The sequence below is a fragment of the Clostridium rhizosphaerae genome (genome assembly GCF_016765585.1).
GTDB lineage: Bacteria > Bacillota > Clostridia > Clostridiales > Clostridiaceae > Clostridium_AT > Clostridium_AT rhizosphaerae.
This window is the reverse complement of record NZ_JAESWC010000002.1, coordinates 1,288,654-1,315,599: the sequence shown is the minus strand read 5'-3', so window position 1 is coordinate 1,315,599 and position 26,946 is coordinate 1,288,654. Positions and strand designations below refer to the sequence as shown.

Below are 26,946 nucleotides of genomic sequence, written 5' to 3'. Positions count from 1 at the left end.
AACTTTTGTATTTATAAGTTATGTATTATATGATAAGAATAAGACAAACTTAAGCAGAAAGTCCTGAGGGGTTTCTGCTTTGTTTTTTCTCAGGTTGAAGCCTAATTTAGGAGGTTAAACTCCTAAGAGGATTTTAACGAGTAATTTGCTATCGAGGTGAGTGGGCTTAACTATTCCATGTTTCGATAATAGGAGGAAATTATGAATCCAATAGGTGGATTTAAAAAAATAGCAATCAAATTAGTGCAATTAATTAATAGAAATAAATCATCAGGAAATAGTGAGTATAACACTAACAAGTCGCTAATAGTGAAGTGCATAGATAAAAACGGGAAGGTAAGTCTTGTGTGTTCAAGTTCTCTAAAAAAGGGAGATATTATAGAAATCTCAGAAGGGGAAATTATACCTTGTCATGGAGAAATAGTTGAAGGAGTAGCTACTGTTGATGAATCTGTTATTACAGGAGAATCAGCCTTAGTAGTAAGAGAAGCAGGTGGAGAGGCAAGCTTTGTAACTGCTGGGACAAAGGTTGTATGCAGTACAATTAAGGTAAGAGCTCTTCATACTAATAAATATGTAAATAAAAAAGAAGTTATTGAAGATAATAAAAGAGTTAACTCTATTAACTTTATAAATTTTGAGGTGTAGTTCATGGCAAAAAAAACTCCAGACCAGTTTCTTAAGGAAATCGAAAATTCCAGCAAGGGCAGACTAAAGCTTTATATTGGAGCAGCTCCAGGGGTAGGAAAGACCTATGAAATGCTTAGAGATGCCCATGAAATGAGGGAATCAAATATCGATGTAGTTATAGGTCTAGTTGAAACCTATGGCAGGAAAGGGACTATAGAACAGGTAAAAGATCTTGAGGTTATTCCTCTAAAGGAAATACACTACAAAGGTGTAGTTCTTAAGGAACTGGATTTAGAAGTCATAATTGAAAGAAAGCCTCAAGTGGTCATTGTAGATGAACTGGCTCATACTAATGTACCTACCTCCAAGAACAATAAGCGATATCAGGATGTGTTAGAGCTCATAAATAACGGCATTAGTGTTATGACAGCAATGAATATTCAACATCTTGAAAGCCTAAATGACTATGTAAACAGGATGACCGGGGTAAAGGTTAGAGAAACAGTTCCTGATTCTATGCTTGAGCTCGCTGATGAGGTGGAAGTAATAGACATCTCTATTGATGCTCTAAGAGAAAGATTGAAAAAGGGCAAAATTTACAGCCAAGATAAAATAGAAACTGCCTTAAATAACTTTTTCAGAGTTGGAAATTTAACAGCCCTAAGAGAACTCACCTTAAGAGAAGTTGCCAATGAAGTAGATGAGCATCTTATGGAGTATAAGAACCAAAAGCATGTTGAAGGGCTTATTGGTGCTCAGGAGAAAATACTAGTATGTGTTAATCTAAACTTTAATGCAGAATATCTTATTAGAAGAGGCTACAGATTATCAAAAATGCTGAAGGCACCTCTTTATGTGCTTTATGTAAGAAGACAGGATATCACCGGAAATTTAAACAAGTTAAAAAAGCTTGCTGATTTGGCACAGCTTTGTACAAAACTTGAAGCAGAATTTCAAGTTGTTACTGCAAAGGATGCAGCGGCACCAATTATAAAATTTGCAAAGAAAAATGGAATAACACAAGTAATAATAGGTCAGTCTGCAAGAACCAGATGGCATGAGATTTTAAGAGGTTCTATAGTAAGAAAGATTATGCGCGGAACAAAATATGTAGATGTTTTAGTGGTTGCAGACCCTATGGAATAGATAATAAGAGTTGTATAATGACAAGTTAAAAAGTGCACCCCAAATGTTATTTGGAACTAACATTTGGGGTGCACTTTACTTGGTGCTCCTTCTGTTATATCACAGCGATATCATTAGAATTTTCTTAAGTTATCTGAGCTGAATATTTTGCTATAAATCAAAACAGATACTAAATCTAAAGCCATAAGCTAAGGCTTTAAGACAACCTTTATGCAATTATCCAGCTTTTCATCAAATATTTTGTAGGCATGATCTCCTCTATCAAGGGCAAGCTTGTGGGTGATTATATCTGTAGCATCAAATTTTCCATGTCTTATAAGCTCAAGGATAGGGTCTACATAGGCATGGGCAGGACATTGGCCCATCTTTAAGGTTATGTTTCTGGCAAAGAAATTACCAAGAGGGAATAGGTTGTATCTTCCGCCGTAAACTCCAACCATCATAACAGTTCCACATTTTCTTACTGCCTCAGATGATATTTCTATGGCAGACTTTGAGCCGGCCTGCAGTTTTAAAAAGCTTTCTGCAGTTTCTACTACAGACATGGCACCATCCATTCCTACACAGTCAATAACTTCATCAGCACCTCCGTGAGTGATTTCTTTAAGGTAAAGCCCGGTATTATCATGATCTTCGATATTTACGGTTTCAACTCCGTAGTTTTTGGCATGATTTATTCTATAGGGAACCCTGTCCACTGCTATAATTCTTTTAGCACCCTTAAAAATACACCATTTTATAGCTAATAATCCTACAGGTCCGCAGCCTAAAACTATAACAGTATCTCCTGGTTTTACTCCTCCCATATCTACTCCCCAGCATGAAGTAGGAAGAATGTCTGTTAAAAACAAAACCTGCTCATCAGTTAAATCTTCTGGAATTATTTTAGGTCCAACATTGGCATAGGGAACACGAAGATATTCTGCCTGGCCTCCATCGTAGCCTCCATAGGTTTTACTATAACCGAATATGGCGCCTGCCTCACCATTTGGATTTGAATTATCGCACTGACTCCAATGTCCATGCTCACAGTACCAGCAGTGACCGCAGGAAACAGGGAAGGGCACGATTACTCTATCACCTTTTTTAACCTTGGTTACATCTTTTCCGGTCTCCTCAACAATGCCCATAGCTTCATGACCAAGTACAAAACCATGAGGCAGATTGCGGATCCTGCTGTGAATCAAGTGAAGATCAGAACCACAAATGGCAGTAGAAGTTATCTTTACAATAATATCATCATTTTTTTCTATTGACGGATCTTTTACATTATCAACTTTAACATTTTTATATCCGTCATAAACGAGAGCTTTCATGTATTATATCTCCTTTGTAAATTATTTTTATAGCATCACAATTAGTTTTATTTAAATACAAAGTTTTATTCAGATGAAATATATAGAGAATACTTTTTCTTGCAGAGTGAAATGACTTGTTTAAAAGTAGATAAAATTCTGAATGCAGCGAGGTTAAAATAAAATTTACGAATTAAATAAAAAATAATTGTAAAAATATTTATATGCACTTAAGAAAGGGTGAAATAGATGTCTAAGAAGAAAGAGCAAAATATGACACAAGCTCAAAAGGAATATCAGAAGTTTGCAAAGGAGAGAGAACCTAAGAGACCGGTATTAAAAAACTGCATTAAAGCTTTTATAGTAGGTGGCGCTATTTGTGCTTTTGGACAAATACTTCAATTTGCATTTATAAAATATTTTGGGTTTACTGAAAAAACAGCAGGAAACCCAGCTTCTGCGGTAATAATTATTCTTTCCGTTTTATTTACGGGACTTGGAGTATATGACCATTTGGGACAGTGGGCAGGAGCCGGCACTGCAATCCCCATAACTGGCTTTGCAAATTCAATAGCTTCTGCAGCTATTGAGCATAAAACCGAGGGGTATGTGCTTGGAACAGGTGGAAATATGTTTAAGCTTGCTGGTTCTGTAATAACCTTTGGTGTTTTCTCAGCTTTTATTGTGGCACTTATTAAAATGTGCCTTGTTTGGTTAGGGGTGATATAAATGAAGAAAGGAAGTCAATCTTGGATATTTAATAATAATCCTGTAATTATATCGTCTTCTGCTGTTGGTGGACCTTTTGAGGCAAAAGGGGCTTTGGCAGAGGACTTTGACCTGCTGCATGATGACATATGGCTTGAACAGGACAGCTTTGAAAAAGCTGAAAAAGTGCTCTTGGAAGAGGCTTGTGACATTGCAATAAAAAAGGGTAAATTAAAGAAGGAAAATATAAACTTCTTTTTAAGCGGTGATTTAATGAATCAGATTATTACAAGCAGTTTTGCTGCACGTACAATGTCAGTTCCATTCCTTGGTGTTTTTGGTGCCTGCTCAAGCTCTATGGAGGGATTAGCTTTAGCTTCGCTTATAGTAGACAGTAATTCTGCTGATTATGTTCTAGCTGCAGCCGCTACTCATAATGCTTCTGTAGAAAAGCAGTTTAGATATCCTACAGAGTATGGAGGACAAAAACCTCCTACAGCACAGTGGACTGTTACAGGGGCGGGAGCGGCACTAGTTGCTTCCAAAGGTGAGGGACCCAAAGTTACAGCAGCAACTATAGGCAAGGTTGTTGATATGGGACTTACTGATCCTTTTAATATGGGGGCGGCAATGGCACCTGCAGCAGTACATACAATAGAAACTCATTTCAAAGATCTAAATAGAGATCCATCCTACTATGATTTAATTGCTACAGGTGATTTAGGAAGCATTGGTCATAGCATAGCTTCAGACTTATTATCTCAGCATGGATTTAATATGCCCTCTAATATATTTAAAGATTGTGGACTTTTGATTTATAAAAAAGATCAGCCTGTTTTTGCAGGGGCAAGTGGATGTGCATGTTCGGCCACCGTTACTTATGGACACTTTTTAAACAGAATGAGAAAAGGCGAACTAAGAAAAATTCTTATTGTAGCTACAGGAGCACTGCTTTCACCAATGTCCTATCAGCAAAAGGAAAGTATACCCTGTATAGCTCATGCTGTTTCTATAGAAATGTAAAGGGGTGTAGATTATGATAAAAGTTCTTTTAGCGTTTTTAGTAGGCGGTGGGATATGTGTTATTGGTCAGATAATGATGGATGTATTTAAATTAACCCCGGCCCATACGACCTCTACTCTTGTTGTTGTAGGTGCGATTTTGGGCGGTATTGGACTCTACGAACCTCTTATAAAGTTTGCAGGTGCAGGTGCCAGTGTGCCTATAAGCAGCTTTGGAAATTCGCTGGTTAAAGGAGCGTTGGTTGAGGCGCAAAGAGATGGACTTATAGGGGTGCTTACAGGAATTTTTGATCTTACCAGTTCAGGTATTACTGCTGCTATTGTATTTGGTTTCTTGGCAGCGCTGATTTTTAAGCCAAGAGGTTAGATAATATCTAAAGGTAAATCCTTAATAATAGAAGGCGCTGGTCAAAATGGTATTATAATGGAAGAAAATTTAAAAGAAACAGGTCTTGATAAAACTGGATTTACAGCCAGCTGAAAAATCAAAATATAAATGATGTGACTGAAGTTTTTTATGGCGGCTTATATGGTAATAATAAACTACATATATCAAGGAGGGCACAAAATAAAAAGGAAGAGCATGGACAATATGGAATAGAGTAATTACACTAAAAACCAGCTGTCAATTTTGATATCTGGTTTTTAATATGAATTTTTATACTGCTGATAAAATCTAGTGCAGATTTGTTACAGTGTTATGATATAATCATTATTGGGGGTGAGGAAGTGGGAGAATGGCTTTTTAAAGAGGACGAGTACACTCCAAAAGAGGATAAGGACAAGTTTGTTGATAAAAGTACTTTTGCTATTTTAAAGATTCTTTCAAATATAAAAAAACAAGATTATATTATTAAAAAAGGACAGTTTTATTCCTTAAATCCAATGTTTAAACTGTCTTTTACTATTGCAATATTAGTTTTTATTTCGCTATCAAAGAATAGTGAATTTATTGTATTATCATTATTTTCGGCACTAGTATACCTTCTTTTTTTAGACAAGGAGGATGTAAAAACAATAGTTAAATTGAGCTTAATACTGCCTGTTTTTACATTGGTAATGCTGATCCCTTCTATAATATTAGGAAATATAAGCAATTCTTTAAAAATTATATTAAAGGTTTTCACATCTATTTTACTTATAAATGTATTATCTTATAGTGCAAAATGGAGTGAACTTACAAAAGCCTTAAAGGTATTTTTCGTGCCTGATATATTTATTTTTGTATTTGATATAACAATAAGATATATTTATGTTTTAGGAGAGTCAGCACTGGAAATGCTCTATGCACTAAAACTTAAGTCTATCGGAAGAAATCCTAAAAAATATAATTCTTTATCCGGAATACTTGGAAATCTGTTTTTAAAATCAAAGGAAACGGGGGAAGAAATGTATTCAGCAATGGAGTGCAGGGGCTTTACGGGAGAATATAGTTATTCGTCAAAATTCAGAATTAGTTACAAAGACATTTTATACTGCATCTATAATATAGCTTTGATTGCAGCTTACTTTATAATATAGGAGACTAAAAAATTATGATACAGTTAAACAACTTGAGTTTTAGTTACAAAGAAATAAGTGCACTAAGTAATATAAATCTTACTATACATAAAGGTGAGTCCATAGCCTTAATCGGAGCAAATGGCAGCGGAAAATCAACCTTGCTAAAGCTGATTAATGGTATTGTCTTTCCAAGTGGCGGCAGCTACATGTTTGATGGCAAGGAAATAACCGAGGATTCCTTAGAAGAGAGCAAGTTTTCAAAAATATTTCATAAAAGGATTGGCTTTGTTTTTCAAAATTCTGAGAGCCAGCTTTTTAATTCTAATGTATATGAAGAAATTGCTTTTGGTCCAAAGCAGATGGGACTTGAAGAAGAGGAGATAGAAATTAGAGTTAGTGACTGCTTAAAGTTGTTGGATATAGAAGCTTTAAGAAATAGAACTCCGTATAATTTGAGCGGCGGAGAGAAAAAGAGGGTAGCAATAGCAAGTGTATTAGCTCTAAATCCGGAGGTGCTTATTTTAGACGAGCCAATGAATGGTCTGGACCCTAGAACAAAAAGGTTTATTAGAGAACTTATGCTTAAGCTGAATGCTTCAGGAAAAACATTAATTTGCTCAACTCATGATTTTGAGTATGTGGACGGTGTTTTCAAAAGAGCAATAGTATTCTCTAAAGATCACACAATTATAAGAGATGGCTTGTACAATGAAATTATACAAGATGAAAAATTTTTAATAGAGAACAATATCAAGTAGGGGCTGCTATAAAACAGCCCCTGATTTTTTAAAAATTCATTTTTGTAATTTCTTTAACTTTCCATTTACCTTCTGCATTTATTAAAATTACTTTCATGTCTTGAGTAGAATTAGGACCGCAATACCAACTTCCAAGTGCACTCACTTCATTATTTTTTAAAATATCCATAGAGGTTATTGATAAATGAATTCCTTGTATTCCGTTAAAATTTAAATTGTTATTCTTGTCAAACATTCCTTTGTTCTTCAAATCATTAATAGAAGAAGCAATAACATTGATATGATTTATATCGTATTTCTTCATATGATTTAATACTTGAAGCTTTTCAGAAGCAGATAAGCTTTTAAATGGTTCTGTGCTCAAATCTATTGCAACATAGCTTTTATCTTTAAGAACCGTCTGATCCTGAAGCATGCTGTCTAAAACTTCTGTGCTGATTGAAATTATATCTTTACTGCTGAGTGAGGGGGAAGAGTGTACCGTAGTTGTATTTAACAGAATTATTAGGAATAACAAAGGTAAAGTAAGTATTTTTTTCATAACTTCATCTCCTATTACAGTATTCAAATTATAGTATTTGTAAAAATTTAAATAAAAAACATGAAATTATAAAAAATATTAAATTTTAATTTGTAAACCTTAAATGAATGATTGGTTGACAATACTATATTTTGATTGTAAACTTATAATATATTTAAGTTAACAATTTATAAAAGGAGATTACATATGAAAATTACTACAAGAGAAATGATTTTTACTGCATTATTTGCTGCACTTACTGCTATTGGTGCCTTTATTAAAATTCCTATAGGAGCAGTTCCTATAACTCTTCAATTTTTATTTACAGCTTTGGCAGGTATAATGCTGGGATCAAGGCTGGGTGCTTTATCTCAATTGCTTTATGTTATAATTGGCCTTTTGGGCATCCCGGTTTTTGCCTCTGGGGCAGTTGGGTTAAATGCTGTGATTAGTCCAAGCTTTGGGTATCTTATTGGATTTGTATTAGGAGCTTATGTTATAGGAAAAGTTACAGAGAGCAGCAGAAAAGCAGGTTTTGTAAGATTATTTACAGCTTGTATTTTAGGAATGATTGTTATTTACTTAATAGGAGTTCCATATCTTTATCTTATTATAAAAAATGTAATGGGAAAGAATATAAACTTTTCAAGTGTTTTAAAAACTGGGTTTATAGTATTTCTTCCTGGTGATTTAACAAAATGTATTATTGCAGCTGCTTTGGGAGCCAAGATAGTGTCTGTGCTTAAGAAAGCAGCATAAATAAAAGGAAGCTATATTGCATTATATATAGCTTCCTTTTCCGCGTATTGAAACTTCTCCTGAAATCAGATATTCCTGTCTTCCATCAGGGTATTCTATAAGTAGTCTGCCTCCTTCATCAATATCTAAAGCTTTTGCTTCAGTATTTTTGTCTCTGTTTATAACTATTATGTTGTTATTAATTAAGGCAGATTTTTCTCTGCAAATATCTAGTGAGGCTTTAATATTATTGTTATTGATAAATTCAAGGTAAAGATATTCGAAATTATTTAAAATCCTGCCTATAAGCTCTTGTCTGCTTATTTTATGCTTTACCTCTATTTTTAATGAAGTTGCTGTTTCCTTTAGGCTTTCTGGAAATTCAGCTTCATCTATATTGACATTTATGCCTATGCCTACAATAATATAGTTTATTCTCGTAAGCTCTGCACTCATTTCTGTTAGTATTCCGCAAACTTTTTTATGATTAATAACAATATCATTTGGCCATTTAATCAAAGTATCAATATTAAGCTCACTGCAGCCATTAACTACTGATGCAGCAGCTATTTGGGTCAACTTAACTGCATCCATTGGATTTAAGTCAGGCTTTAATATTATGGACATCCAAATTCCCTTATATTTTGGAGAAACCCAGGTCCTGCCAAGGCGTCCCTTACCGCTTGTTTGCTCCTCGCTGATAATAACGGCGCCATCTACCTTTAAAGAGTCTGCAAGCTGCTTGGCCTTAACATTAGTAGAATCTAAAGAATCAAAATGCAAAATATTTCTACCGATTAAAGCAGTTTTTAAATAAGGCTTTATTTCTTCAGAGGTTAATAAATCTGGAGAAGAAACAAGTCTGTATCCTTTGTTTGATATGGACTCTATTTCATAGCCATCTTCTTTTAATTGATTTATATGTTTCCATATAGCAGTACGAGTTACGCCTAATTTTTCACTTATATATTGTCCTGATATAAAATCATTTTTATCATTTTTTAGAAGCTCTAATATATCACTTTTCAAATAAGCTCTCTCCTTATTATAAATACTTCATTTATTATACCAATAATTCTAATCTATACAAAGCAAAAATTCTATTACAGTCTTCTCCAGTAAAAATCACTCAAGATTGAACATTTTGTATAATCATTAATGTAAGAACCTTACTGCATTATATACAATGCAAAAGTGAATATATTTTTTACAACTGAAGAAGAATAAGGTAGTAGAGTATAGTTATAGGGAGGTGTAAAAGTAAGCAAATGAAAAATGGTAAATTAGATGTATTATTAGTTGATGATAATAAAGACTTAGATTTTCTTATAAAAGATTATATGGATAACACAAAAGATAGGAACGGATTACTATGTGGTTAATCCGATTTCCTTTGAGTTATTAGAAAAAAAAGATAAAACAAACCTGCCTTAATACTGAGGAAGAGATAGTAATCAGTAATCAACGATATGTTAAAGAACCTGTAGGGTTAGATGCTGAAGAAGAAACAAAGGATTTACTTAAAATTATAGGTATGCCTTTTAATATTAAAGGTTATAGATTTGTAAAAGATGCTATTTTAATGGTTTTAGAAGATAGAGAACTTTTATCCTCAATTACTACAGTTTTATACCCCGATATTGTTAAAATACACAATACTACTGCAAGCAGAGTAGAAAGAGCAATAAGACATGCCATAGAAACTACGTGGCTTCATGGAAATATGAAAGAACTGCAAAATATTTTTGGTGATTTTTCAATGTTTCATAAATCAAGGCCAACTAACAGTGAGTTCATTGCTATATTAGCTGAAAAATTAAGATTGAATTTTAAATAAGATATTTATGGCAATACTGCCAATGATTTTATAGAGTATTTATCTTTTATCGGTTAATAATAATATTGCAAACAAAAATTATTACATAATAAAAAAAGGAGGAATACATTATGTCAAATAGAAGTAATAGAGTATTAGTACCACAAGCTAAAGAAGGTTTAAACAGATTCAAAATGGAAGCTGCTAGAGAAGTAGGAGTTGGCTTGAAAGAAGGTTACAATGGAGATCTTACTTCAAGAGAAAATGGTTCAGTAGGCGGACAAATGGTTAAGAAAATGGTTGAATCCTACGAACAAGGTTTAAAATAATTAATATTTAAATCATAAAGGTGCTGTTACCGTTAACAAGGTGACAGCATTTTTATTTTTGCAATAATAGTACAGGCTATGAAGTTTGTTGTATAATATTTTAAGTAAATATTATACAAAGGCTGTGATCGATACTAATGATAAATGAATTAAGATATAAAACAAAAACAGTGCCAATGCTTAAAGATAGACTCTTTACATATTCAATTATTATAATAATGCTTAAATCCATGTTGTTTTTATCAACACTGCATACAGAGAATTCTGCCGGAATAAGCATAACTAAAATGTACTTTTCACCGCCTCCATTTATATCTCATATAATGATGGTTGTAATTTTAGCGTCTTTTGGCTGGCTATTTAAAGGCAGAAAAAGACTTAGCTTCTATATTTCAATTGATTTTATAATAAGCCTATTGCTTGTTTGTGATCTTTGGTATTATAGAACTAATGGTAACTTTTTAAGTATAAGATTTTTATACAATAGTGAATTATTTAATCCAATGAAAAGAAATTTATTTTCAGTTCATCCTATAGATGTATTGTTTTTTATAGATGTTGTACCTATAGCAGTATCAATAAGAAAAGCTAATAAGTATGTAAATTTAAAACGAAACATAAAAGCTTTTGTTATGGGTTTAGTTTTTCCATTATTATTTATAAGCTTATCTCACTATTTAATTGATAAAGTGGATATAACAAAGGGAACAATGATGATGTTTAAAAATTCCTGGGCTCCTTTTCAGACTATGTCCAATCTTTCGCCTTTAGGCTATCATGCTTATGATATATATAGGGAATTTACAGAAAATACTAGAAAACCATTAAGTGATGAGGATAAAAAAGATATAAAAAGCTGGTTTGAAAAGAAACAGGAAAGCCTTCCTGATAATGAATATAAAGCTATGTTTAAGGGTAAAAATCTTATTGCAATACAAGTTGAGTCTCTTGAGAATTTTGTTATAGGACAAAGTGTTGAGGGGCAGGAAATAACACCTAATCTAAATAGGCTTCTAAATAACAGCTTATATTTTAATAATATTTATGAGCAAAATAATAATGGTACAAGCTCAGATGCGGATCTGCTAGTAAATACTTCTTTATTTCCTGTTAGAGAAGGAGTAACATTTTTTAGATATCCATATACAAAGTATAACTCCCTTCCTAAATTGTTAGAAGGAATAGGGTATAACACAATATCAACTCATGCAGAGATAGGCGGTAATTGGAATTGGGCTGAGGTTCACAGAGCTTCCTTAGGTTTTCAGACAATAATTGATGAAAATGAATATAAGCTGGATGATTTAATAAGAGGAGATCTTTCAGACGGTTCTTTATTCAAGCAGTTTGAAGATAAATTTAAAAATATTAAACAGCCATTTTACTCTTATTCAGTTACACTATCCAGCCATGGACCGTTTAATCTTCCTGAGAAATATAAGTACTTAAAGCTCTCTAAGGAACTTAATAGTACTATTTTGGGAGATTATTTTCAAAGTGTAAGATATGTTGATGAACAGATAAATAATTATCTTCTTCAGTTAAATAAGGATGGACTGCTTGAAAATTCTATTGTTATAATATATGGAGATCATACAGGTGTTCATAAGTTTTATAATGACAGATTAAAAGATGTAAAGTTTGAAGGAAACTGGTGGCAGACTGATGACAAAAAAATACCTTTTATAATATATAATCCAAGCCTTCAGGGCAGGAAGATTGAAACTATAGGGGGGCATATCGATATAATGCCAACTATGGCTTACATGCTTGGAGTAGAGGAAGATAAATTCAAATATACTGCAATAGGTAAGATTCTGGTTAAAACTAATAAAAACTTTACAGTATTAAATAATGGAAAGATTATAGGCAATACTTATAATGAAGAAGATAAGGAAAATATGCTTAAAGGAATTAAAATATCTGATATGATAATAAAAGGTGATTATTTTAAAAATTAAATATATAATTTTTTAAAAGGAGATGCATAAATTGAAAATAGTTGTACTTGAGCCTTTAGGAATTTCAGAAGAAGAAATTCTTAAAATAGCAAAACCAATTACTGAAAATGGACATGAAATTATAGTACATAAGAATAGAATAGAAGATGTAGAGGTTCTAAAAGAAAGAGCAAAAGACGCTGAAGTTCTGGTTGTTGCCAATATGGCTTTAAAGGGAGAGGTTATTAATTCTGACAGCAGCTTAAAGATGATTTCTGTTGCTTTTACAGGTGTAGACCATGTGAATTTAAAATCTTGCAAAGACAAAAATGTTACTGTATGCAATGCAGCAGGCTATAGTACTCCTTCTGTTGCTGAGCTTACCTATGGGCTTATTTTCTCTGTACTTAGAAATATAGTCCCACTTGATAAAGGTGTAAGAGAAGGCAAAACAAAAGAAGGCTTCAGCCAATTTGATCTCTCTGGAAAAACAATTGGTGTTGTGGGAACAGGGGCAATTGGTGCCAAGGTAGCTGAAATTGCTTTAGCCTTTGGCTGCAAAGTTTTAGCTTATAACAGAAGTGAGAAAGAAAACTTAAAAACAAAGGGAGTTACTTATGTTTCACTAGATGAGCTTGTATCTCAAAGCGATGTAGTAACTATACATACACCTCTAAATGCTTCTACAAAAGGACTTATAAGCAAAGAAAAAATTTCTATGATGAAATCAAATGCAATACTTATTAATACCGCAAGAGGGCCAATAGTTGATAATGCTGCTCTTGCTGAAGCACTTAGAGAAGGCAAAATAGCCGGCGCAGGAATAGATGTGTTTGATATGGAACCTCCTCTATCACTTGATTATCCATTGTTAAGCGCACCAAATGCTGTTCTTGCGCCGCATATAGGTTTTGCAACTAAAGAAGCAATGGTGAGAAGAGCGCATATAACCTTTGGAAACATTGAAAAATGGATGGAAGGAAATCCTGAAAACTTGGTTACACTATAAGTACATTGTGAAATAAATTGCCGCAGGCTGTGGTGTAAAGACCTTAGAGCCTTGTGTAGAAAATAATATTTTACTTTCTACACCTGCTCTCGGTCTTTACACCCAGTCTATACATCTTATACGCAATTATAATTATATATTTATATGATTTACTCAACGATTGATTTTATAATTAAAACTTTTTAATCTTTGACGCTATCTAATAATGGTGTTGATATAAGCATGTTTTTGATATTGTATAAAGCAAATCTACTTCAAACCAGCATGACTCAAGTAAATATTTAAATATTTTTATAGGTTTATATATAAATATACAAATGATAAAAAGGCCAAATATTTAATCTGATTAACTAGAGATCAAAAAAAGTATTATAGGCGTGCTTTAAAGTATGTAGGGCAATGTGGAAAATAATATATAAGATTATACATTATTTTCCACAAAAGCCCTGCGGACTTTAAAGCACAGCCTGCGGTCATTTTATTTCGCAATTTTATTAAGTCTTGCATATAATAACGCTGTAGATAAAAAAATAAAAAAATTTAGAAGGCGGGGAATTTTAGTGAGTATAAAAGATATGGCAGAAAAAATTAAAGGAACAGTAATACCAAATGATGTCAAAAAAGAAGACTTTGAAGTTACAGAAGATGAGAAAAAAGAAATAACTGAGAGCAATAAGGCAGAAAATGAAGATAGGCCTATAAGTGATGAAGTTGAAGATATAAATAATAATGAAGATAATCAAAATGAAGAGCCTATAAAAATAAAGACAATGTTTGTAAAAGAAGAAGATCAAAAGACTGAAGAAACTTCCAAGGATAAAATTAAAGGTGCAGCTAAGATAGCAGCAGGAGTTGGAATTGCAGTTATAGGATTAGCAGCGGTAATTTTAAAATCAAAAAGAAAAAGATAAGATATTCTCCATATTCTAGGATTAGCGCCCAAGTCTGCCTAAAAAAAATATTTATGGATAAGGTGTAAATATATTAATTATTGGGCAGAATTTAGTTATAAACTATTGGGGAGCGTGGTAGTATGGTAAGAAAGTTGTTTATCGGGGTAGGTGCATTAACAGCAGCCGGAGTTATCAGCATGGTTGGGTATGTCAGGAAAAAATATAAACCTTTATACAAATAATATTAAAGCCCATGAAGTTTTTTATAACTTCGTGGGCTTTAATATATATAAGCAATAAAATTCTTACATTAACGATGTCACGAAATATCCAATCTTCAAGGATTTTGGGACATCGGTAATGTATTAGAACTTTTGCATTATATATTATTTCAAATTTAGTCCTTTTCTCTTTTTAAGGATATGTGCTTCTATATTATTAGCAACTTCTATAGGATCATCACCTAAAGCTATTTTTCCACCGGTAACATCTTCAGCCTTTACCGTTAAAAGTTCAACAAGCTGAGGTGCTCCTGTCATAAATGGAGTAGGAGATAAATGAGTGTATGCACCATAGGCTAAAGCAAAGATACCGTCGATAGTTGCCTTTTGTTCCATCCATTCAGGTGCGGTAACAGCTATTGGAAGGTCAGATACATCTACATCAAGATGATCAGCAAGGGCACTAACCAGCATAGAAATTCTCCCAGTATCGGTACAAGTTCCAAAGCTCAGTACTGGAGGCATCTTTAATAAGTTACATACTTCTCTTAAGCCTTCGCCTGCTATTTCATTAGCTGCAGCAAGTGTACAAAGACCAGCCACTTCAAGAGCGTGATTTCCACAGCCGCCAGCAACTACTAATATATCTTTCTTTATAAGCTCTTTTGTAAGATTGATTGTATTCCAATCCTGAGGGCCGTTTCTTAAGGTTGAGCAGTTTGCAAGTGCCACAACTCCTTTGATTTTGCCTGCAGCAATAACATCAACTAACGGATCAAGCTTGCCGCCAAGTGCTTTAAGTACAGCTTCCGTTGAAAAGCCTGCAATTGCTTTTTGAGTTATTTTAGGTACAACAGGAGTTATTTTATCTTTTCTTTTTTTGAAGTTTTCAATAGCAAGCTCAATAAGTCTGTCTGCCATATTATCAACTTCAGATGGATCATAAGGAATTTTGTGCTGAAGTCCAGGCAAATCAATAATTGTGCTTACTGATACGAGAGTTACCTGATATTTTTCAGCATACATATCTATAGCAGGAGGAGAGCAGTTTTCTTCCATAGCCATAACATCCACTGTTCCGGTAGCTAAAAGAGGTTCTATAGTAAGCCAGTTTCCCATATGTCCAACAAATACATCATCCATTTCAAATCTTTGAAGGAGCTCCTGACCTGTTTCAATAGAACCTATAATTCTAAGGCCTTTTGCACCAGCGGCCTTAGCTCTGTCTTGAACTTCTTTGCTTCTTGCTTTTTCTATGGTAGCTGCTCCTGCCCAAGGCTGATGACCATTAAACACTACATTTATATATTCGGGATCCATGATTCCAAGGTCCATATTAACTTCATGAGGCATTGGAGTTCCAAAAAGAATATCCTGAACCATTTCAAGGCCAATTTGAGTATTGTAAATTGTAGCAATACCTAGCCTTAATGCCTTCATTGCCAAGGATACATGACTGCCATCTACATTGGTTAAACAGCTTGCAACGCAGTTTTGCTCTTCATGAACAGTACCTGCAGGATAGATTCCTAGCTTTCTCCAGAGTTCTTTTCTCTTTCTTGGAGCAAAGGCTTCAACCATTATGTTTTGTTCTTCAACACCAATTCTTTGCTGATCTTCAAGAAGTATAGCAAGTTCAATTGCCATATCATTTATATCCTGGTTTGTATCAATTCCTACTTTTTCGCACATCCACTTAAGTTTATCAACATCTTTAATTTTAAATGGTGTTTTTCCTTCTGCAGTTGCCTGAAGAGTTCTAAAGGCTTCATAAGCATGATGGCTGTAGGTCCCTGCTCCCATAATGTTTTTCAATAGAAAGTTTCTCATAGCCATTGCATCAGGGCCAATTCCGCACACACCTTTAGTCTGGCCTGTTTTTTCACTTATTCTGCAAGGACCTTGCGAGCATAATTGACAGCTTAAACCTTCAAGGCAGAATTTGCAGCGTATCTTTTCCTGAGAAGTCCATCTGTCAAATACATTGGACATCCCATCTTCTCTGATTCTCTTAAGCATTTCTTCAACTGAATCGTGATAGCTGACTCTGCCTTCAGTTTTTTCTAAAATTGTTTCATTCATCGTACATTCGCTCCTTTGTTATGTATGTAACAATATCCAAATATAAGTTTTCTCATAAAATTTAGAAATATGTATGAGATGAGAGAGAAGTAAGACAGGAGCTTAAAAGGTTATATGTAAAAACATATAACCTTTTAAACATTTATATAGGTTTTTTGAAGCCTTTTCCTAAGATCTCAGAAGTATCAATTATAGTCATAAATGCATAAGTATCAGAACTTTCAACTATTGATTTTACTTTTGGAATCTGAGATAAGGTTACAACACAGTAAATTATCTTTTTAGGGCTTTTTGAATAAGTCCCGATTCCGTAAAGCAAGGTACAACCTCTCTTTAAGTCAGTTTGTATATTTTCGATAATTTCATTTTCCTTATCTGTAACTATAAGAATCATCTTCTTTATATCAAAACCGTTTATAACTTTATCCATAAATGCAGAAACTATATACATGGATATTAAAGTATAAAGGCCTCTTTCAATGCCAAAGAATATGGAGCCTATTGATACAATTAACAGGTTTATGCCAAAGGATATTTTTCCTATTTCAAAATTGTATCTTCTTCTTATAATCATAGAAATAATATCTGTTCCTCCAAGAGAACCGTGATTGCTGAATATAAGTCCAAGTGCTATTCCATGCATAACTCCGCCGCATATACAGCTTAAAATCATATCTTTAGCAAAATAGAGCTGAGAAACATTTCTGGTTAATATCAAAAATATTGATTGGCATACAGTTCCTATAATAGTAAGTATAGTAAATTCTTTATCAAGCTCTTTTATACTAAGTACAAATAAAGGAATATTAATTAAAATTATAATAATACCTGCCTGAATACCTGATAAATATTGAACTATAAGAGCAATACCGGAAACACCGCCGCTTAAAAGCTTATGAGGAATAATAAACATATTAAGACCTACGGAAGAAATAAGACTTGCAATTGCTATTATAAAAGCACGCTTTATAAGATCAGCTTTATTTAATTTCATAATTAACCCACCTCCTAATAAAATTGCTGCAGGCTGTGGTGCATAGACCTTAGAGCCTAGTGTAGAAAATAATATTTTACTTTACGATAATTTTGCGTATGTTCTAAGGCTTATAATATTGAAAAGCTAAGAGCCTCTATGAATTCGCTTTGACTACTTGTTACTTTAATAGCCGCAGGCTTTAAAACATCTTTAGTAAGCTTAAAATACTTTTAGATTGCTCAGAAGAGAGTCTCTAAGCTTTTCAATATTACTTCGCCAAGAACATGAGCAAAGTTATCAATCAAATTAAAATATTATTTTCTACGCATGCTCTCGGTCTTTACACCCAGCCTATGTAGATTTTATCTACCATAATAAGTGCCTATATAACTTGATTAAGGATTTCTCTTTATAATTAAAATTTTTAATGCCTTAACTGATTAATTAGAGAGCAGCAAAAGCATTATAGGCTTGCTTTAAAGTCTGTAGGGCAGTATGGAAAATGATATATAAGATTAATTGAGGACTTTGCCAATGTTCTTAGTGAAATGAGTTCACGAACCTTAGAACAGTCGCAAAGTAATCACTAAGATTATATATTATTTTCCACGCAAAGACCTGCCAACTTTTAAGCATAGCCTGCGATCATTTTAGCTCGCAATCTACTTATTCTTTTATACCATAAAAACCTATATTATAAAATACATTTTTTATTAATATGCACTTAACTTTCCTAAAATATATAAAGATAAGTTTGGTTAAATTAATAGAGTAAAGAGTCTTATTAACAGGAGGTAAATTTATGGATAATAATAAAGGCTTAAGAAAAACAAGACATAAATCTAATCCTGAACTTAGAAAAATTCATTTTCAAAATGGAGGTCACTTTGGGATTGAAAACGGGCATAAAATAGGAATGCATGAGCCTGAAAAACATTCTTTGCAGGCAAATAGCGAAAAGTAATATATTAGTCCATAATTTAGGTTATAATATAATCTATATTATGGATTTTTTTGTTTATAAATAATTAACAGTTTAATTATCATAAATGAATTAGAATTGACTTATGAATAAAATAAATTATGAAAGTTTATTTATAAAAAAATAGTATATAGATGAACAAAAAGAGGAGGAGATTTTTTTGGAAGACAAGAAAATTGTAAAAATTATTCCCTTAGGAGGATTAGGGGAAATTGGAAAGAACATTACAGCTATAGAATATGAGGATGAAATAATAGTTATAGACTGCGGTGTGGCTTTTCCAGATGAGGAGATGTATGGTGTAGACTTAGTTATACCGGATGTTACATATCTTTTAAATAACAAGAGAAAGGTAAAAGGATTTTTCTTAACTCATGGACACGAGGATCATATAGGTGCTCTTCCATACGTTTTAAAACAACTTAATGTACCGATTTATGGTACTAGATTAACATTAGGATTAGTAGAGCTTAAACTGAAGGAGCATGATATTTTAAATGATTGTGAGCTTAATGTTGTAGAACCAGGGGATATAATAGAAAATAAATACATAAATGTAGAGTTTATAAGAAACAGTCACAGTATAGCAGGCTCCTGTTCCTTAGCACTGCATACACCAATAGGAGTAATTATACACACTGGAGACTTTAAAATTGATTATACTCCAATAGATGGGAAAATGATGGACTTTGAAAGACTTTCAACACTTGGAAAAGAAGGAGTACTTCTTCTTATGGCTGACAGCACCAATGTAGAAAGACCGGGCTACACTGTTTCAGAGAGAGTAATTGGAAAAACCTTTGACAGAGTATTTGCAAGAGCAGAAGGCAGAATAATTGTAGCAACCTTTGCTTCAAATATTCACAGAATGCAGCAAATAATAGATGCTTCTCTTCAATATGGAAGAAAAATAGCTTTTAGCGGACGAAGTATGGAAAAGGTTTCTCAGGTTGCTATGGAACTCGGCTACTTGAATATTCCAGAGGGATATAGTATAAGTATGGATGAAATGAATAAATATCCTAATGAAAATATTACTGTTATAACAACTGGAAGCCAGGGAGAGCCTATGTCTGCCTTAGCAAGAATGTCAATGGGTACTCATAAAACTCTTAGAGTTGAGCATGGGGATTTAGTTATTATTTCAGCTTCTCCAATACCAGGCAACGAAAAGTTCATATCCAGAGTTATTAATGAATTGTTTAAAAAGGGTGCAGATGTAGTTTATGAAGCTTTTGAGGAAGTTCACGTTTCTGGCCACGCAAGACAAGAAGAATTAAAATTAATTCATACTTTGGTCAAGGCAAAGTTTTTTATGCCCGTTCATGGTGAATATAGACATTTAAGACATCATTCAAAATTAGCTCAAAAGCTTGGAAGAGAAGAATCTGATATTGCTGTTGCAGAAACAGGACAGATTGTAGAATTGTCTAAGGATAGTATAAGAATTAATGGAAAAGTTCATTCCGGCGGTGTTATGGTCGACGGACTTGGAGTAGGAGACGTTGGACATATTGTTTTAAGAGATAGAAAACATTTAGCAGAAGATGGCATCTTAACTGTTGTAGTTACTATAGAAAAAGAATCCTTCAGCGTTATAGCGGGACCAGATATTATTACAAGGGGTTTTGTCTATGTAAAGGAATCAGAAAACTTAATTAACGAAGCAAGAGAAATAGTTAGACAGGAATTAGATAAATGTTTGGATAATAGGATAACAGAATGGGTTGTTATAAAATCAAATATAAAAAATGCAGTTAGTAAATACTTGTATGAAAAAACAAAAAGAAGACCAATCATTCTGCCAATTATAATGGAAATATAAAATAAAAGACGGTTAACAATTTTGGAATATAATCTAAAACTGTTAACCGTTTTTTAAATTTATGTTAGAATATAAGTTGTGTTATATAGATTTACTTTGAAATCTATATAAATAAAAGGGGGGGATTTTTTGAATACAATTAAAAAATTTATTAGTTACTACAAGCCATATAAAGGCATGTTTTTTATGGACATGTTTTGTGCTTTAACTCTTTCAGCCATAGATTTGGTTTTTCCTATAATTGTTAGATATCTTTTGAATGATGTTTATTTAAAGGATAAGTCAACAATAATAAAATATGTGGCTTTAATCGGCGTGGCACTTTTACTTATGTATGTAGTTAAGTATTTTTGTCAGTTTTATATAACTTCCTATGGGCATATAATGGGAGCAAGAATGGAAGCGGATATGAGAAATGATATATTCAGTCATCTTCAGAGATTATCATTTTCTTACTATGATAACACTAACACAGGTAAGCTAATGTCAAGAATAGTTACAGACTTGTTTGATATATCAGAGCTTGCTCATCACGGTCCTGAAGATGTATTTATATCTATTCTAAAAATAGCCGGTTCTTTCCTAATACTTTTGAGTATAAATATCAATATAACGCTTATCTTAATCTTTATTACTTTATTCATGCTTTATTTCTCTGTTAATTATAATAAAAAAATGAAGGCTACTTTTAAGGAAAATAGAGAGAAAATTGCTGTAGTTAATGCACAGGTTCAGGATAGCTTATCTGGGATAAGAGTCGTGAAATCTTTTTCTAATGAACACATAGAAAATAAAAAGTTTCAAAAGGGTAATAATGATTTTTTAAGAACTAAAGAAGATAACTATAATTTAATGGGAAGGTTCTTCAGCATGAATGGATTCTTCCAGGGGATTTTATATTTATCAGTAGTACTGTTTGGCGGCTTATTCATAAGCATGGGAAAAATATCAACTTCTGATTTAGTAGTTTATATACTTTATATAAATATATTCCTCAATCCTATAGACAAACTTGTTAACTTTACAGAGCAATATCAAAGAGGAATTACAGGTTTTGAAAGATTCTTGGAGGTTATTAATACTCATCCTGATATAGTAGATAATAAAGATGCGGTTGAGTTAAATAAACCAAAAGGGCAGATTACTTTTCAAAATGTATCCTTCAGCTATGATAATAGAAATACGGTACTCAATAATATAAATGTAGATATTGAAGCAGGAAAAACTTTTGCTATTGTTGGACCTTCAGGAGGGGGTAAGACTACCTTCTGCAGTATAGTGCCAAGGTTTTATGAGGTCGATAAGGGTTCAGTTAAGATAGACGGAATTGATATTAGAGATATAAAGCTAAAATCTCTAAGAAATAATATAGGTATTGTTCAGCAGGATGTTTATATGTTCGCTGGAACAATAAAAGAAAATATTGCCTATGGAAAACCAGGAGCTACTGATAAAGAAATAATTGAAGCAGCGCAAAGAGCAAATGCACACGAATTTATTATGGGACTTGAAAATGGATATGATACTTATGTAGGAGAAAGAGGGGTTAAGCTTTCAGGAGGACAAAAGCAAAGAATATCTATTGCGAGAGTATTCCTTAAGAACCCTCCTATATTAATACTTGATGAAGCTACCTCCGCACTAGACAATGAAAGCGAAAAATACATTCAGCAGTCCTTGGAGGAGCTGGCAAAGAATAGAACAACAATAGTAATTGCTCATAGACTGAGCACAATAAGAAATGCCGATAATATTCTTGTTCTAACAGAAGAAGGAATACAGGAAAGCGGAACTCATGAAGAGCTTCTAGATAAAAATGGGATATACGCTGGACTCTATAATATGCAGTTTGATATTGCATAATAGGAAAAAACAATTAATAAATAGCATTGATGTTTCGGACATCAATGCTATTTTTGTTTTAATTTATTTAATTGATAATAAGTAATATAAGTAAGAGGATGAGCAATATAATTAAGTGGCAGATAAAAATTTGTTCAATACTTGTTTATCTAATTGATAGGCCAATCAGATTGGGGGATAAAAATGTCTAAAATAATAAAAAACGGTAAAATTGTTACTGCTAGTGATATATACAATGCAGATATTATTATTGATGAGGGTGTTATAAAAGAAATTGGAATAGACCTTCCTCTAAATAATCATGAGGTTATTGATGCAATGGGAAAGTATGTAGTTCCTGGAGGAATAGATGCTCATACACACTTAAACCTAGACGTTGGAATTGCAGTTGCAAAGGATAACTTTTATACCGGTACAGTTGCAGCTGCATGTGGCGGGACAACGACTATTGTAGATCACATGGGATTTGGACCAAAAGGTTGTAATTTAAAGCATCAGACAGCAGTATATCATGGATATGCTGATGGGAAGGCAGTTATAGATTACAGTTTTCATGGTGTTTTGCAGCATGTAAATGAAGAAATTCTTAATGAAATGGAAGAGATAATAAATAACGAAGGAATTCCAAGCTTTAAAGCATATCTAACCTATGACTATAAGCTGTCAGATATGGAGGTTCTAAATGTTCTGATAAGGCTTAAGGAATTAGGAGGTTTGACAACTGTACATCCAGAAAATGATGCTGCAGTAAATTATCTTAGAAGCTACTATTCTAAAAATGGAATGCTGACACCAATCTATCATGCTTTAAGCAGACCGGCAGAGTGTGAGGCAGAAGCAATAAATAAGATGATTAATCTTGCTGCAATAGCAGGAAATGCACCATTATATATAGTGCATCTTTCCTGTGAACTTGGGCTTGATTATATAAAAATGGCCTCGGAAAGGGGACAAAAGGTATATGCAGAAACTTGTCCTCAATATTTATTATTGGATGATGAAAGATATAATGAGTCGAATAATGAGGGGCTAAAATACATAATGAGCCCGCCGCTTAGAAAAAAACAGGATCAGGAAAAGCTATGGAAAGGAATCAGGGATGGTTTCATACAAGTAGTTGCAACTGACCACTGTCCTTTTGACTTTAATGGGGATAAGCAGCTTGGTAAGGATGATTTCACTAAGTGTCCAAACGGAGCCCCTGGAATAGAGACAAGAGTACCTCTTCTATTTTCAGAAGGTGTTTCCAAAGGAAGAATAAGCATTAACAAATTTGTTGAAGTTATATCTACAAATCCGGCAAAGATATTTGGCTTATATCCAAGAAAAGGTACTATAGCAGTTGGAGCCGATGCAGACTTAGTTATAATAGATCCGGATAAAGAGGTGATATTGTCAAAAAATATTCTTCATGAGAATGTGGATTATACTCCATACGAAGGTATGAAGTTAAAAGGATACCCAGTAATGACTTTGGTTAGAGGTAAAGTAGCTGCTAAAGATAATAAGTTTGTTGGTGAAATAGGATATGGAAAATTTATAAAGCGATGTATCGATAAATGTCCTCTTTAAGTATTGGATTATACCTTTGCTTCATTTATAATAAATAGAAGAAAACGGATTTAAGTTCAAGAAAAATGACAGTAAAGGAAGCGAAGGGCATTATGATTACTCGAAACCGAAACATTGATATGACAAGAGGTCCTCTGTTTAAAAAAATCTTAATCTTTGCCTTGCCAATTATGGCAATGTATATTCTGCAGCTGATGTTTAATACAGCTGACATGGTAGTGGTAGGGCGGTTTTCCGGCAGCAAGGCACTCGCAGCAGTAGGTTCTACAGGTTCTCTTATTAATCTTATTATTACCCTATTTATGGGATTGTCAGTAGGTACAACCGTCATCGTGGCTCAAGACTCCGGAGCCGGTAAAAAAGAGGATGTTAGCAAGTCAGTTCACACTTCAATCGCTATCAGCATAATAGGAGGCCTTATTGTTATGTTGGCCGGAATACTTCTTTCCAAGCCTTTGCTTAACATGATGGGCACACCAGAGGATATTATAGGGCTTTCCACGTTGTATATGAAAATTTATTTCATAAGTACTCCTGCAACAATGGTATACAATTTTGCAGCTGCTATTCTGCGCGCTGCGGGTGACAGCAGACGTCCAATGTATTATCTAGTCATTACAGGAACCCTGCATGTAATATTAAACCTATTCTTTGTAATTGTACTGCACATGAGTGTAGCAGGAGTGGCAACAGCAACGGTTATTTCGGAGTATCTTTCCGTGGTGCTTATTATAATGTGCCTAATGAGATGTGACGGAGGACTACGTTTTATACCTAAAAAAATGCGCATTGATATGGAAAAGCTGAAGATCATTGTAAGAATCGGTCTGCCTGCAGGCATGCAGGGACTTTTATTCTCTATTTCTAATGTACTTGTTCAGTCAGCGGTTAATTCTTTTGGCTCTACTATGGTTGCAGCAAGTGCGGCTGCAGGAAATGTGGAAAACTATATAGGAACTACAATGAATGCCTATTATAATGCAGCTATTTCCTTTACCGGACAGAACATGGGAGCAAAGAAGTATGACAGAATTGATACTATTGCAAAGGTGAGTACAATATTGGTATTCGCTACCTGGATACTCTTAGGAGGTGCAATTTTGCTCTTTGGAAGGCCTCTTCTAAGCATCTATACTTCCGACCCCGCAGTAATAAAACTTGGAATACTGAGAATGAATATAATGATAGTTGCATTCTTTACCTGTGGAATTATGAATGTATTTCCAGGTCTTACCCGCGGAATGGGGTATTCAATAATGCCTATGCTTTCAACTCTTATTGGTGCCTGCCTAATGAGAATTGTTTGGCTGGTTACAATATTTAAATGGTATCCTACAGAGGTTATCCTCTTTACCTGCTACCCAGTAACCTGGACGCTGGCAGGGCTTGGTCAGGTAGGGATTTATTTTTATGCAAGACATCAGATTAGAAAAAACACTGAACTTGAGGTTGAAGCAGCCAAGATGTAGAATTATTATCATCAGATTTGAAGTTAATAATGATAAACGAAAAACAGTTGGAGAGACAACTGTTTTTTTGTTTTGAGAGAAAAATTTCTTTTTTATAAGGAATTTTACAATTTCACATAGATTTCACATAATTATCTGATAATGCTGCAACAATTTGATTATATAATTTAGTCAATAAATGAAATTGTATTTGAAAATTGGGGTGAGAGAATTATGTATGGAAAAACTTATTCTTTAGTAGTGCCCGTGTATAATGAAGAGCTTGTTATTTCTGAGAGCTATAAAAGATTAAAGCAAGTTATGGAACAGACTGATGAAGAATATGAAATTATATTTGTAAATGATGGAAGCAAGGATAAAACAAGAGAAAAATTAGAGTTCATATGTGGAGAAGATGAGTGTATAAGACTTATAAACTTTTCACGTAATTTTGGACATCAAGCGGCAATTACAGCTGGTATGGAATTATCTTTAGGACAGGCTATTATTGTTATTGATGCAGATTTACAGGACCCTCCTGAAGTAATTTTAGACATGATAAGAAAATGGAAGGATGGTTATGAGGTTGTTTATGGAAAAAGAGCAAAGAGAGAGGGAGAAACCTTTTTCAAGAAGTTTACGGCTAAAGCCTTCTATAGAATTTTAGGAAGCATGACTAATATTGAAATTCCTGTGGATACTGGAGATTTTAGATTGATTGATAGAAAAGTTTGTGATGCTCTTACTTCACTTCCTGAGAAAAATAGATATGTACGAGGGCTTGTCAGCTGGGTTGGTTATAAGCAGACCTATGTAGAATTTGTAAGGCAGGAAAGATTTGCAGGTGAAACCAAATACCCTTTGAAAAAAATGATAAAGTTGGCCCTTGACGGCATAACCTCTTTTTCATACAAACCTTTGGTAATTGGGAGTTACCTAGGGGGCCTTAGCTTTGCTGCAGGACTGATTTTACTTATAACAGACATCTTAAAGTCCTTTATAAATAATTCAAAAGTATTGGATTTAGGTTTGATTCTTTCTATTAACCTTATGATGTTCGGCTTAATATTCTGCTGTATTGGTATCATGGGACAATACATTGCCAGAATCTTCGATGAAAGCAAGGCACGTCCACTTTATATTATAGACAGCAAAATCAGTAAAAAGGAGCTTCATGAAGAATATGAAATTAGCAGTGGTAAACAATCAAACCTTTAGGCATATTAACAAATTCGGTTTTGTGGGATGCATGAACACCTTGATTGATTTTGGAATCTTTTCAGTTCTAAATGGTGTGTTTGGAATTAACTATGTAGTAAGCCAGATTTTATCGTATTTAAGCGGCACTCTAAATAGTTTTTTCTGCAATAAGTTCTGGACCTTTAAAGATACGAGAACTAATAAAAAAACTTTAAATGAAATTATTCAGTTTATTACTGTTAATTTAGCCTCGCTAAGTGTGAGTATATTAGGCTTAAGCCTATTGCTTAGTAATCATTATATGAATGCATTATTGGCAAAAATCATATCAATGGCATTGGCACAGATAGTCAATTTTTTAGGATACAGGTTCTGGGTTTTTGGAAGATTTATTAAGCGTCCGAGTGCTGCTAAGAAGATTTAGTATATAAAAATATTTAGTTAAAGATTATGGATAAAGACTTAAGTA

Annotated in this window: 25 protein-coding genes; 20 read left to right on the top strand and 5 right to left on the bottom strand. The window is 33.5% G+C overall.

Features of this window, described 5'->3' with window-relative positions; all coding sequences use genetic code 11:
- Positions 1 to 201: 201 nt before the first annotated feature.
- Positions 202 to 648, top strand: coding sequence for a P-type ATPase actuator domain-containing protein (locus JK636_RS09320; protein WP_202748548.1), 447 nt, complete (start codon positions 202 to 204; stop codon positions 646 to 648).
- Positions 649 to 651: 3 nt separating this feature from the next.
- Positions 652 to 1,776 carry a KdpD-like non-kinase potassium sensor gene (kdpDN, locus tag JK636_RS09315; protein ID WP_202748547.1) on the top strand — a complete coding sequence of 375 codons (1,125 nt, stop codon included), beginning with the start codon at positions 652 to 654 and terminating at the stop codon, positions 1,774 to 1,776.
- Positions 1,777 to 1,964: 188 nt separating this feature from the next.
- Here the strand turns inward: kdpDN and JK636_RS09310 are convergent, their stop codons facing one another.
- Complete coding sequence (locus JK636_RS09310; protein WP_202748546.1) at positions 1,965 to 3,092, bottom strand: zinc-dependent alcohol dehydrogenase; 1,128 nt, start codon at positions 3,090 to 3,092, stop codon at positions 1,965 to 1,967.
- Positions 3,093 to 3,320: 228 nt separating this feature from the next.
- On the opposite strand from JK636_RS09310, the gene spoVAC reads away from it, so the two are divergent.
- The 5 genes from spoVAC (at position 3,321) to JK636_RS09285 (ending at position 7,063) form a co-directional block, all read left to right on the top strand.
- Positions 3,321 to 3,800: a stage V sporulation protein AC gene (gene spoVAC, locus JK636_RS09305; protein ID WP_202748545.1), complete on the top strand. Its 480-nt coding sequence runs from the start codon at positions 3,321 to 3,323 to the stop codon at positions 3,798 to 3,800.
- Complete coding sequence (gene spoVAD, locus JK636_RS09300) at positions 3,801 to 4,802, top strand: stage V sporulation protein AD (RefSeq protein ID WP_202748544.1); 1,002 nt, start codon at positions 3,801 to 3,803, stop codon at positions 4,800 to 4,802.
- 13 nt (positions 4,803 to 4,815) lie between these two features.
- Complete coding sequence (gene spoVAE / locus JK636_RS09295) at positions 4,816 to 5,169, top strand: stage V sporulation protein AE (protein ID WP_202748543.1); 354 nt, start codon at positions 4,816 to 4,818, stop codon at positions 5,167 to 5,169.
- Positions 5,170 to 5,531: 362 nt separating this feature from the next.
- Complete coding sequence (locus JK636_RS09290; RefSeq protein ID WP_202748542.1) at positions 5,532 to 6,323, top strand: CbiQ family ECF transporter T component; 792 nt, start codon at positions 5,532 to 5,534, stop codon at positions 6,321 to 6,323.
- Between the two features lie 14 nt (positions 6,324 to 6,337).
- A complete protein-coding gene (locus JK636_RS09285; RefSeq protein ID WP_202748541.1) occupies positions 6,338 to 7,063 on the top strand; it encodes an energy-coupling factor ABC transporter ATP-binding protein in 726 nt (241 codons plus the stop codon).
- 28 nt (positions 7,064 to 7,091) lie between these two features.
- On the opposite strand, the gene JK636_RS09280 is transcribed toward JK636_RS09285, so the two are convergent.
- Positions 7,092 to 7,604: a hypothetical protein gene (locus tag JK636_RS09280; protein ID WP_202748540.1), complete on the bottom strand. Its 513-nt coding sequence runs from the start codon at positions 7,602 to 7,604 to the stop codon at positions 7,092 to 7,094.
- Between the two features lie 186 nt (positions 7,605 to 7,790).
- Between JK636_RS09280 and JK636_RS09275 the strand changes: the two genes are divergently transcribed.
- The gene (locus JK636_RS09275) at positions 7,791 to 8,342 is read left to right on the top strand and encodes a biotin transporter BioY (protein ID WP_202748539.1); all 552 of its coding nucleotides are present in this window, start codon (positions 7,791 to 7,793) and stop codon (positions 8,340 to 8,342) included.
- A 21-nt stretch (positions 8,343 to 8,363) separates the two neighbouring features.
- On the opposite strand, the gene JK636_RS09270 is transcribed toward JK636_RS09275, so the two are convergent.
- A complete protein-coding gene (locus JK636_RS09270) occupies positions 8,364 to 9,350 on the bottom strand; it encodes a biotin--[acetyl-CoA-carboxylase] ligase (protein WP_202748538.1) in 987 nt (328 codons plus the stop codon).
- A gap of 385 nt (positions 9,351 to 9,735) precedes the next feature.
- Here JK636_RS09270 and JK636_RS09265 point away from each other — a divergent pair, with 385 nt between their 5' ends.
- The 5 genes from JK636_RS09265 (at position 9,736) to JK636_RS09245 (ending at position 14,326) form a co-directional block, all read left to right on the top strand.
- Entirely contained in the window at positions 9,736 to 10,158 is a 423-nt protein-coding gene (locus JK636_RS09265; protein ID WP_338025757.1) for a sporulation initiation factor Spo0A C-terminal domain-containing protein, read from the top strand.
- Between the two features lie 110 nt (positions 10,159 to 10,268).
- Complete coding sequence (locus JK636_RS09260) at positions 10,269 to 10,466, top strand: alpha/beta-type small acid-soluble spore protein (RefSeq protein ID WP_202748536.1); 198 nt, start codon at positions 10,269 to 10,271, stop codon at positions 10,464 to 10,466.
- 137 nt (positions 10,467 to 10,603) lie between these two features.
- Positions 10,604 to 12,427, top strand: coding sequence for an LTA synthase family protein (locus JK636_RS09255; RefSeq protein ID WP_243428146.1), 1,824 nt, complete (start codon positions 10,604 to 10,606; stop codon positions 12,425 to 12,427).
- A gap of 31 nt (positions 12,428 to 12,458) precedes the next feature.
- Entirely contained in the window at positions 12,459 to 13,415 is a 957-nt protein-coding gene (locus tag JK636_RS09250) for a 2-hydroxyacid dehydrogenase (protein WP_202748535.1), read from the top strand.
- Between the two features lie 560 nt (positions 13,416 to 13,975).
- Positions 13,976 to 14,326 carry a hypothetical protein gene (locus tag JK636_RS09245; protein WP_202748534.1) on the top strand — a complete coding sequence of 117 codons (351 nt, stop codon included), beginning with the start codon at positions 13,976 to 13,978 and terminating at the stop codon, positions 14,324 to 14,326.
- A 368-nt stretch (positions 14,327 to 14,694) separates the two neighbouring features.
- Here the strand turns inward: JK636_RS09245 and cooS are convergent, their stop codons facing one another.
- Complete coding sequence (gene cooS / locus JK636_RS09240; protein WP_202748533.1) at positions 14,695 to 16,611, bottom strand: anaerobic carbon-monoxide dehydrogenase catalytic subunit; 1,917 nt, start codon at positions 16,609 to 16,611, stop codon at positions 14,695 to 14,697.
- Positions 16,612 to 16,753: 142 nt separating this feature from the next.
- A complete protein-coding gene (locus JK636_RS09235; protein ID WP_202748532.1) occupies positions 16,754 to 17,605 on the bottom strand; it encodes a YitT family protein in 852 nt (283 codons plus the stop codon).
- Between the two features lie 784 nt (positions 17,606 to 18,389).
- On the opposite strand from JK636_RS09235, the gene JK636_RS09230 reads away from it, so the two are divergent.
- The 7 genes from JK636_RS09230 to JK636_RS09200 all read left to right on the top strand — a co-directional run bounded on the left by JK636_RS09230 (position 18,390) and on the right by JK636_RS09200 (position 26,901).
- Positions 18,390 to 18,551 (top strand): hypothetical protein, encoded by a 162-nt coding sequence (locus tag JK636_RS09230; RefSeq protein ID WP_202748531.1) that lies wholly within the window; start codon positions 18,390 to 18,392, stop codon positions 18,549 to 18,551.
- A 178-nt stretch (positions 18,552 to 18,729) separates the two neighbouring features.
- Positions 18,730 to 20,394: a ribonuclease J gene (locus tag JK636_RS09225; RefSeq protein ID WP_202748530.1), complete on the top strand. Its 1,665-nt coding sequence runs from the start codon at positions 18,730 to 18,732 to the stop codon at positions 20,392 to 20,394.
- A 129-nt stretch (positions 20,395 to 20,523) separates the two neighbouring features.
- A complete protein-coding gene (locus JK636_RS09220) occupies positions 20,524 to 22,257 on the top strand; it encodes an ABC transporter ATP-binding protein (RefSeq protein WP_202748529.1) in 1,734 nt (577 codons plus the stop codon).
- 183 nt (positions 22,258 to 22,440) lie between these two features.
- Entirely contained in the window at positions 22,441 to 23,829 is a 1,389-nt protein-coding gene (hydA, locus tag JK636_RS09215; protein WP_202748528.1) for a dihydropyrimidinase, read from the top strand.
- 92 nt (positions 23,830 to 23,921) lie between these two features.
- On the top strand, positions 23,922 to 25,298 hold the full coding sequence (locus tag JK636_RS09210) for an MATE family efflux transporter (RefSeq protein WP_243428145.1): 1,377 nt from the start codon (positions 23,922 to 23,924) through the stop codon (positions 25,296 to 25,298).
- A gap of 213 nt (positions 25,299 to 25,511) precedes the next feature.
- The gene (locus JK636_RS09205; RefSeq protein WP_202748526.1) at positions 25,512 to 26,495 is read left to right on the top strand and encodes a glycosyltransferase family 2 protein; all 984 of its coding nucleotides are present in this window, start codon (positions 25,512 to 25,514) and stop codon (positions 26,493 to 26,495) included.
- Positions 26,461 to 26,901, top strand: coding sequence for a GtrA family protein (locus JK636_RS09200; RefSeq protein WP_243428144.1), 441 nt, complete (start codon positions 26,461 to 26,463; stop codon positions 26,899 to 26,901). Before JK636_RS09205 ends, JK636_RS09200 begins: the two co-directional genes overlap by 35 nt.
- Positions 26,902 to 26,946 lie beyond the last annotated feature (45 nt).

Coding starts and splice junctions, on each gene's coding strand:
- JK636_RS09320 (WP_202748548.1), top strand. CDS start 202: ATGAATCCAATAGGTGGATTTAAAAAAATAGCAATCAAATTAGTGCAA.
- kdpDN (WP_202748547.1), top strand. CDS start 652: ATGGCAAAAAAAACTCCAGACCAGTTTCTTAAGGAAATCGAAAATTCC.
- JK636_RS09310 (WP_202748546.1), bottom strand. CDS start 3,092: ATGAAAGCTCTCGTTTATGACGGATATAAAAATGTTAAAGTTGATAAT.
- spoVAC (WP_202748545.1), top strand. CDS start 3,321: ATGTCTAAGAAGAAAGAGCAAAATATGACACAAGCTCAAAAGGAATAT.
- spoVAD (WP_202748544.1), top strand. CDS start 3,801: ATGAAGAAAGGAAGTCAATCTTGGATATTTAATAATAATCCTGTAATT.
- spoVAE (WP_202748543.1), top strand. CDS start 4,816: ATGATAAAAGTTCTTTTAGCGTTTTTAGTAGGCGGTGGGATATGTGTT.
- JK636_RS09285 (WP_202748541.1), top strand. CDS start 6,338: ATGATACAGTTAAACAACTTGAGTTTTAGTTACAAAGAAATAAGTGCA.
- JK636_RS09280 (WP_202748540.1), bottom strand. CDS start 7,604: ATGAAAAAAATACTTACTTTACCTTTGTTATTCCTAATAATTCTGTTA.
- JK636_RS09275 (WP_202748539.1), top strand. CDS start 7,791: ATGAAAATTACTACAAGAGAAATGATTTTTACTGCATTATTTGCTGCA.
- JK636_RS09260 (WP_202748536.1), top strand. CDS start 10,269: ATGTCAAATAGAAGTAATAGAGTATTAGTACCACAAGCTAAAGAAGGT.
- JK636_RS09255 (WP_243428146.1), top strand. CDS start 10,604: ATGATAAATGAATTAAGATATAAAACAAAAACAGTGCCAATGCTTAAA.
- cooS (WP_202748533.1), bottom strand. CDS start 16,611: ATGAATGAAACAATTTTAGAAAAAACTGAAGGCAGAGTCAGCTATCAC.
- JK636_RS09235 (WP_202748532.1), bottom strand. CDS start 17,605: ATGAAATTAAATAAAGCTGATCTTATAAAGCGTGCTTTTATAATAGCA.
- JK636_RS09230 (WP_202748531.1), top strand. CDS start 18,390: ATGGATAATAATAAAGGCTTAAGAAAAACAAGACATAAATCTAATCCT.
- hydA (WP_202748528.1), top strand. CDS start 22,441: ATGTCTAAAATAATAAAAAACGGTAAAATTGTTACTGCTAGTGATATA.
- JK636_RS09210 (WP_243428145.1), top strand. CDS start 23,922: ATGATTACTCGAAACCGAAACATTGATATGACAAGAGGTCCTCTGTTT.
- JK636_RS09205 (WP_202748526.1), top strand. CDS start 25,512: ATGTATGGAAAAACTTATTCTTTAGTAGTGCCCGTGTATAATGAAGAG.
- JK636_RS09200 (WP_243428144.1), top strand. CDS start 26,461: ATGAAATTAGCAGTGGTAAACAATCAAACCTTTAGGCATATTAACAAA.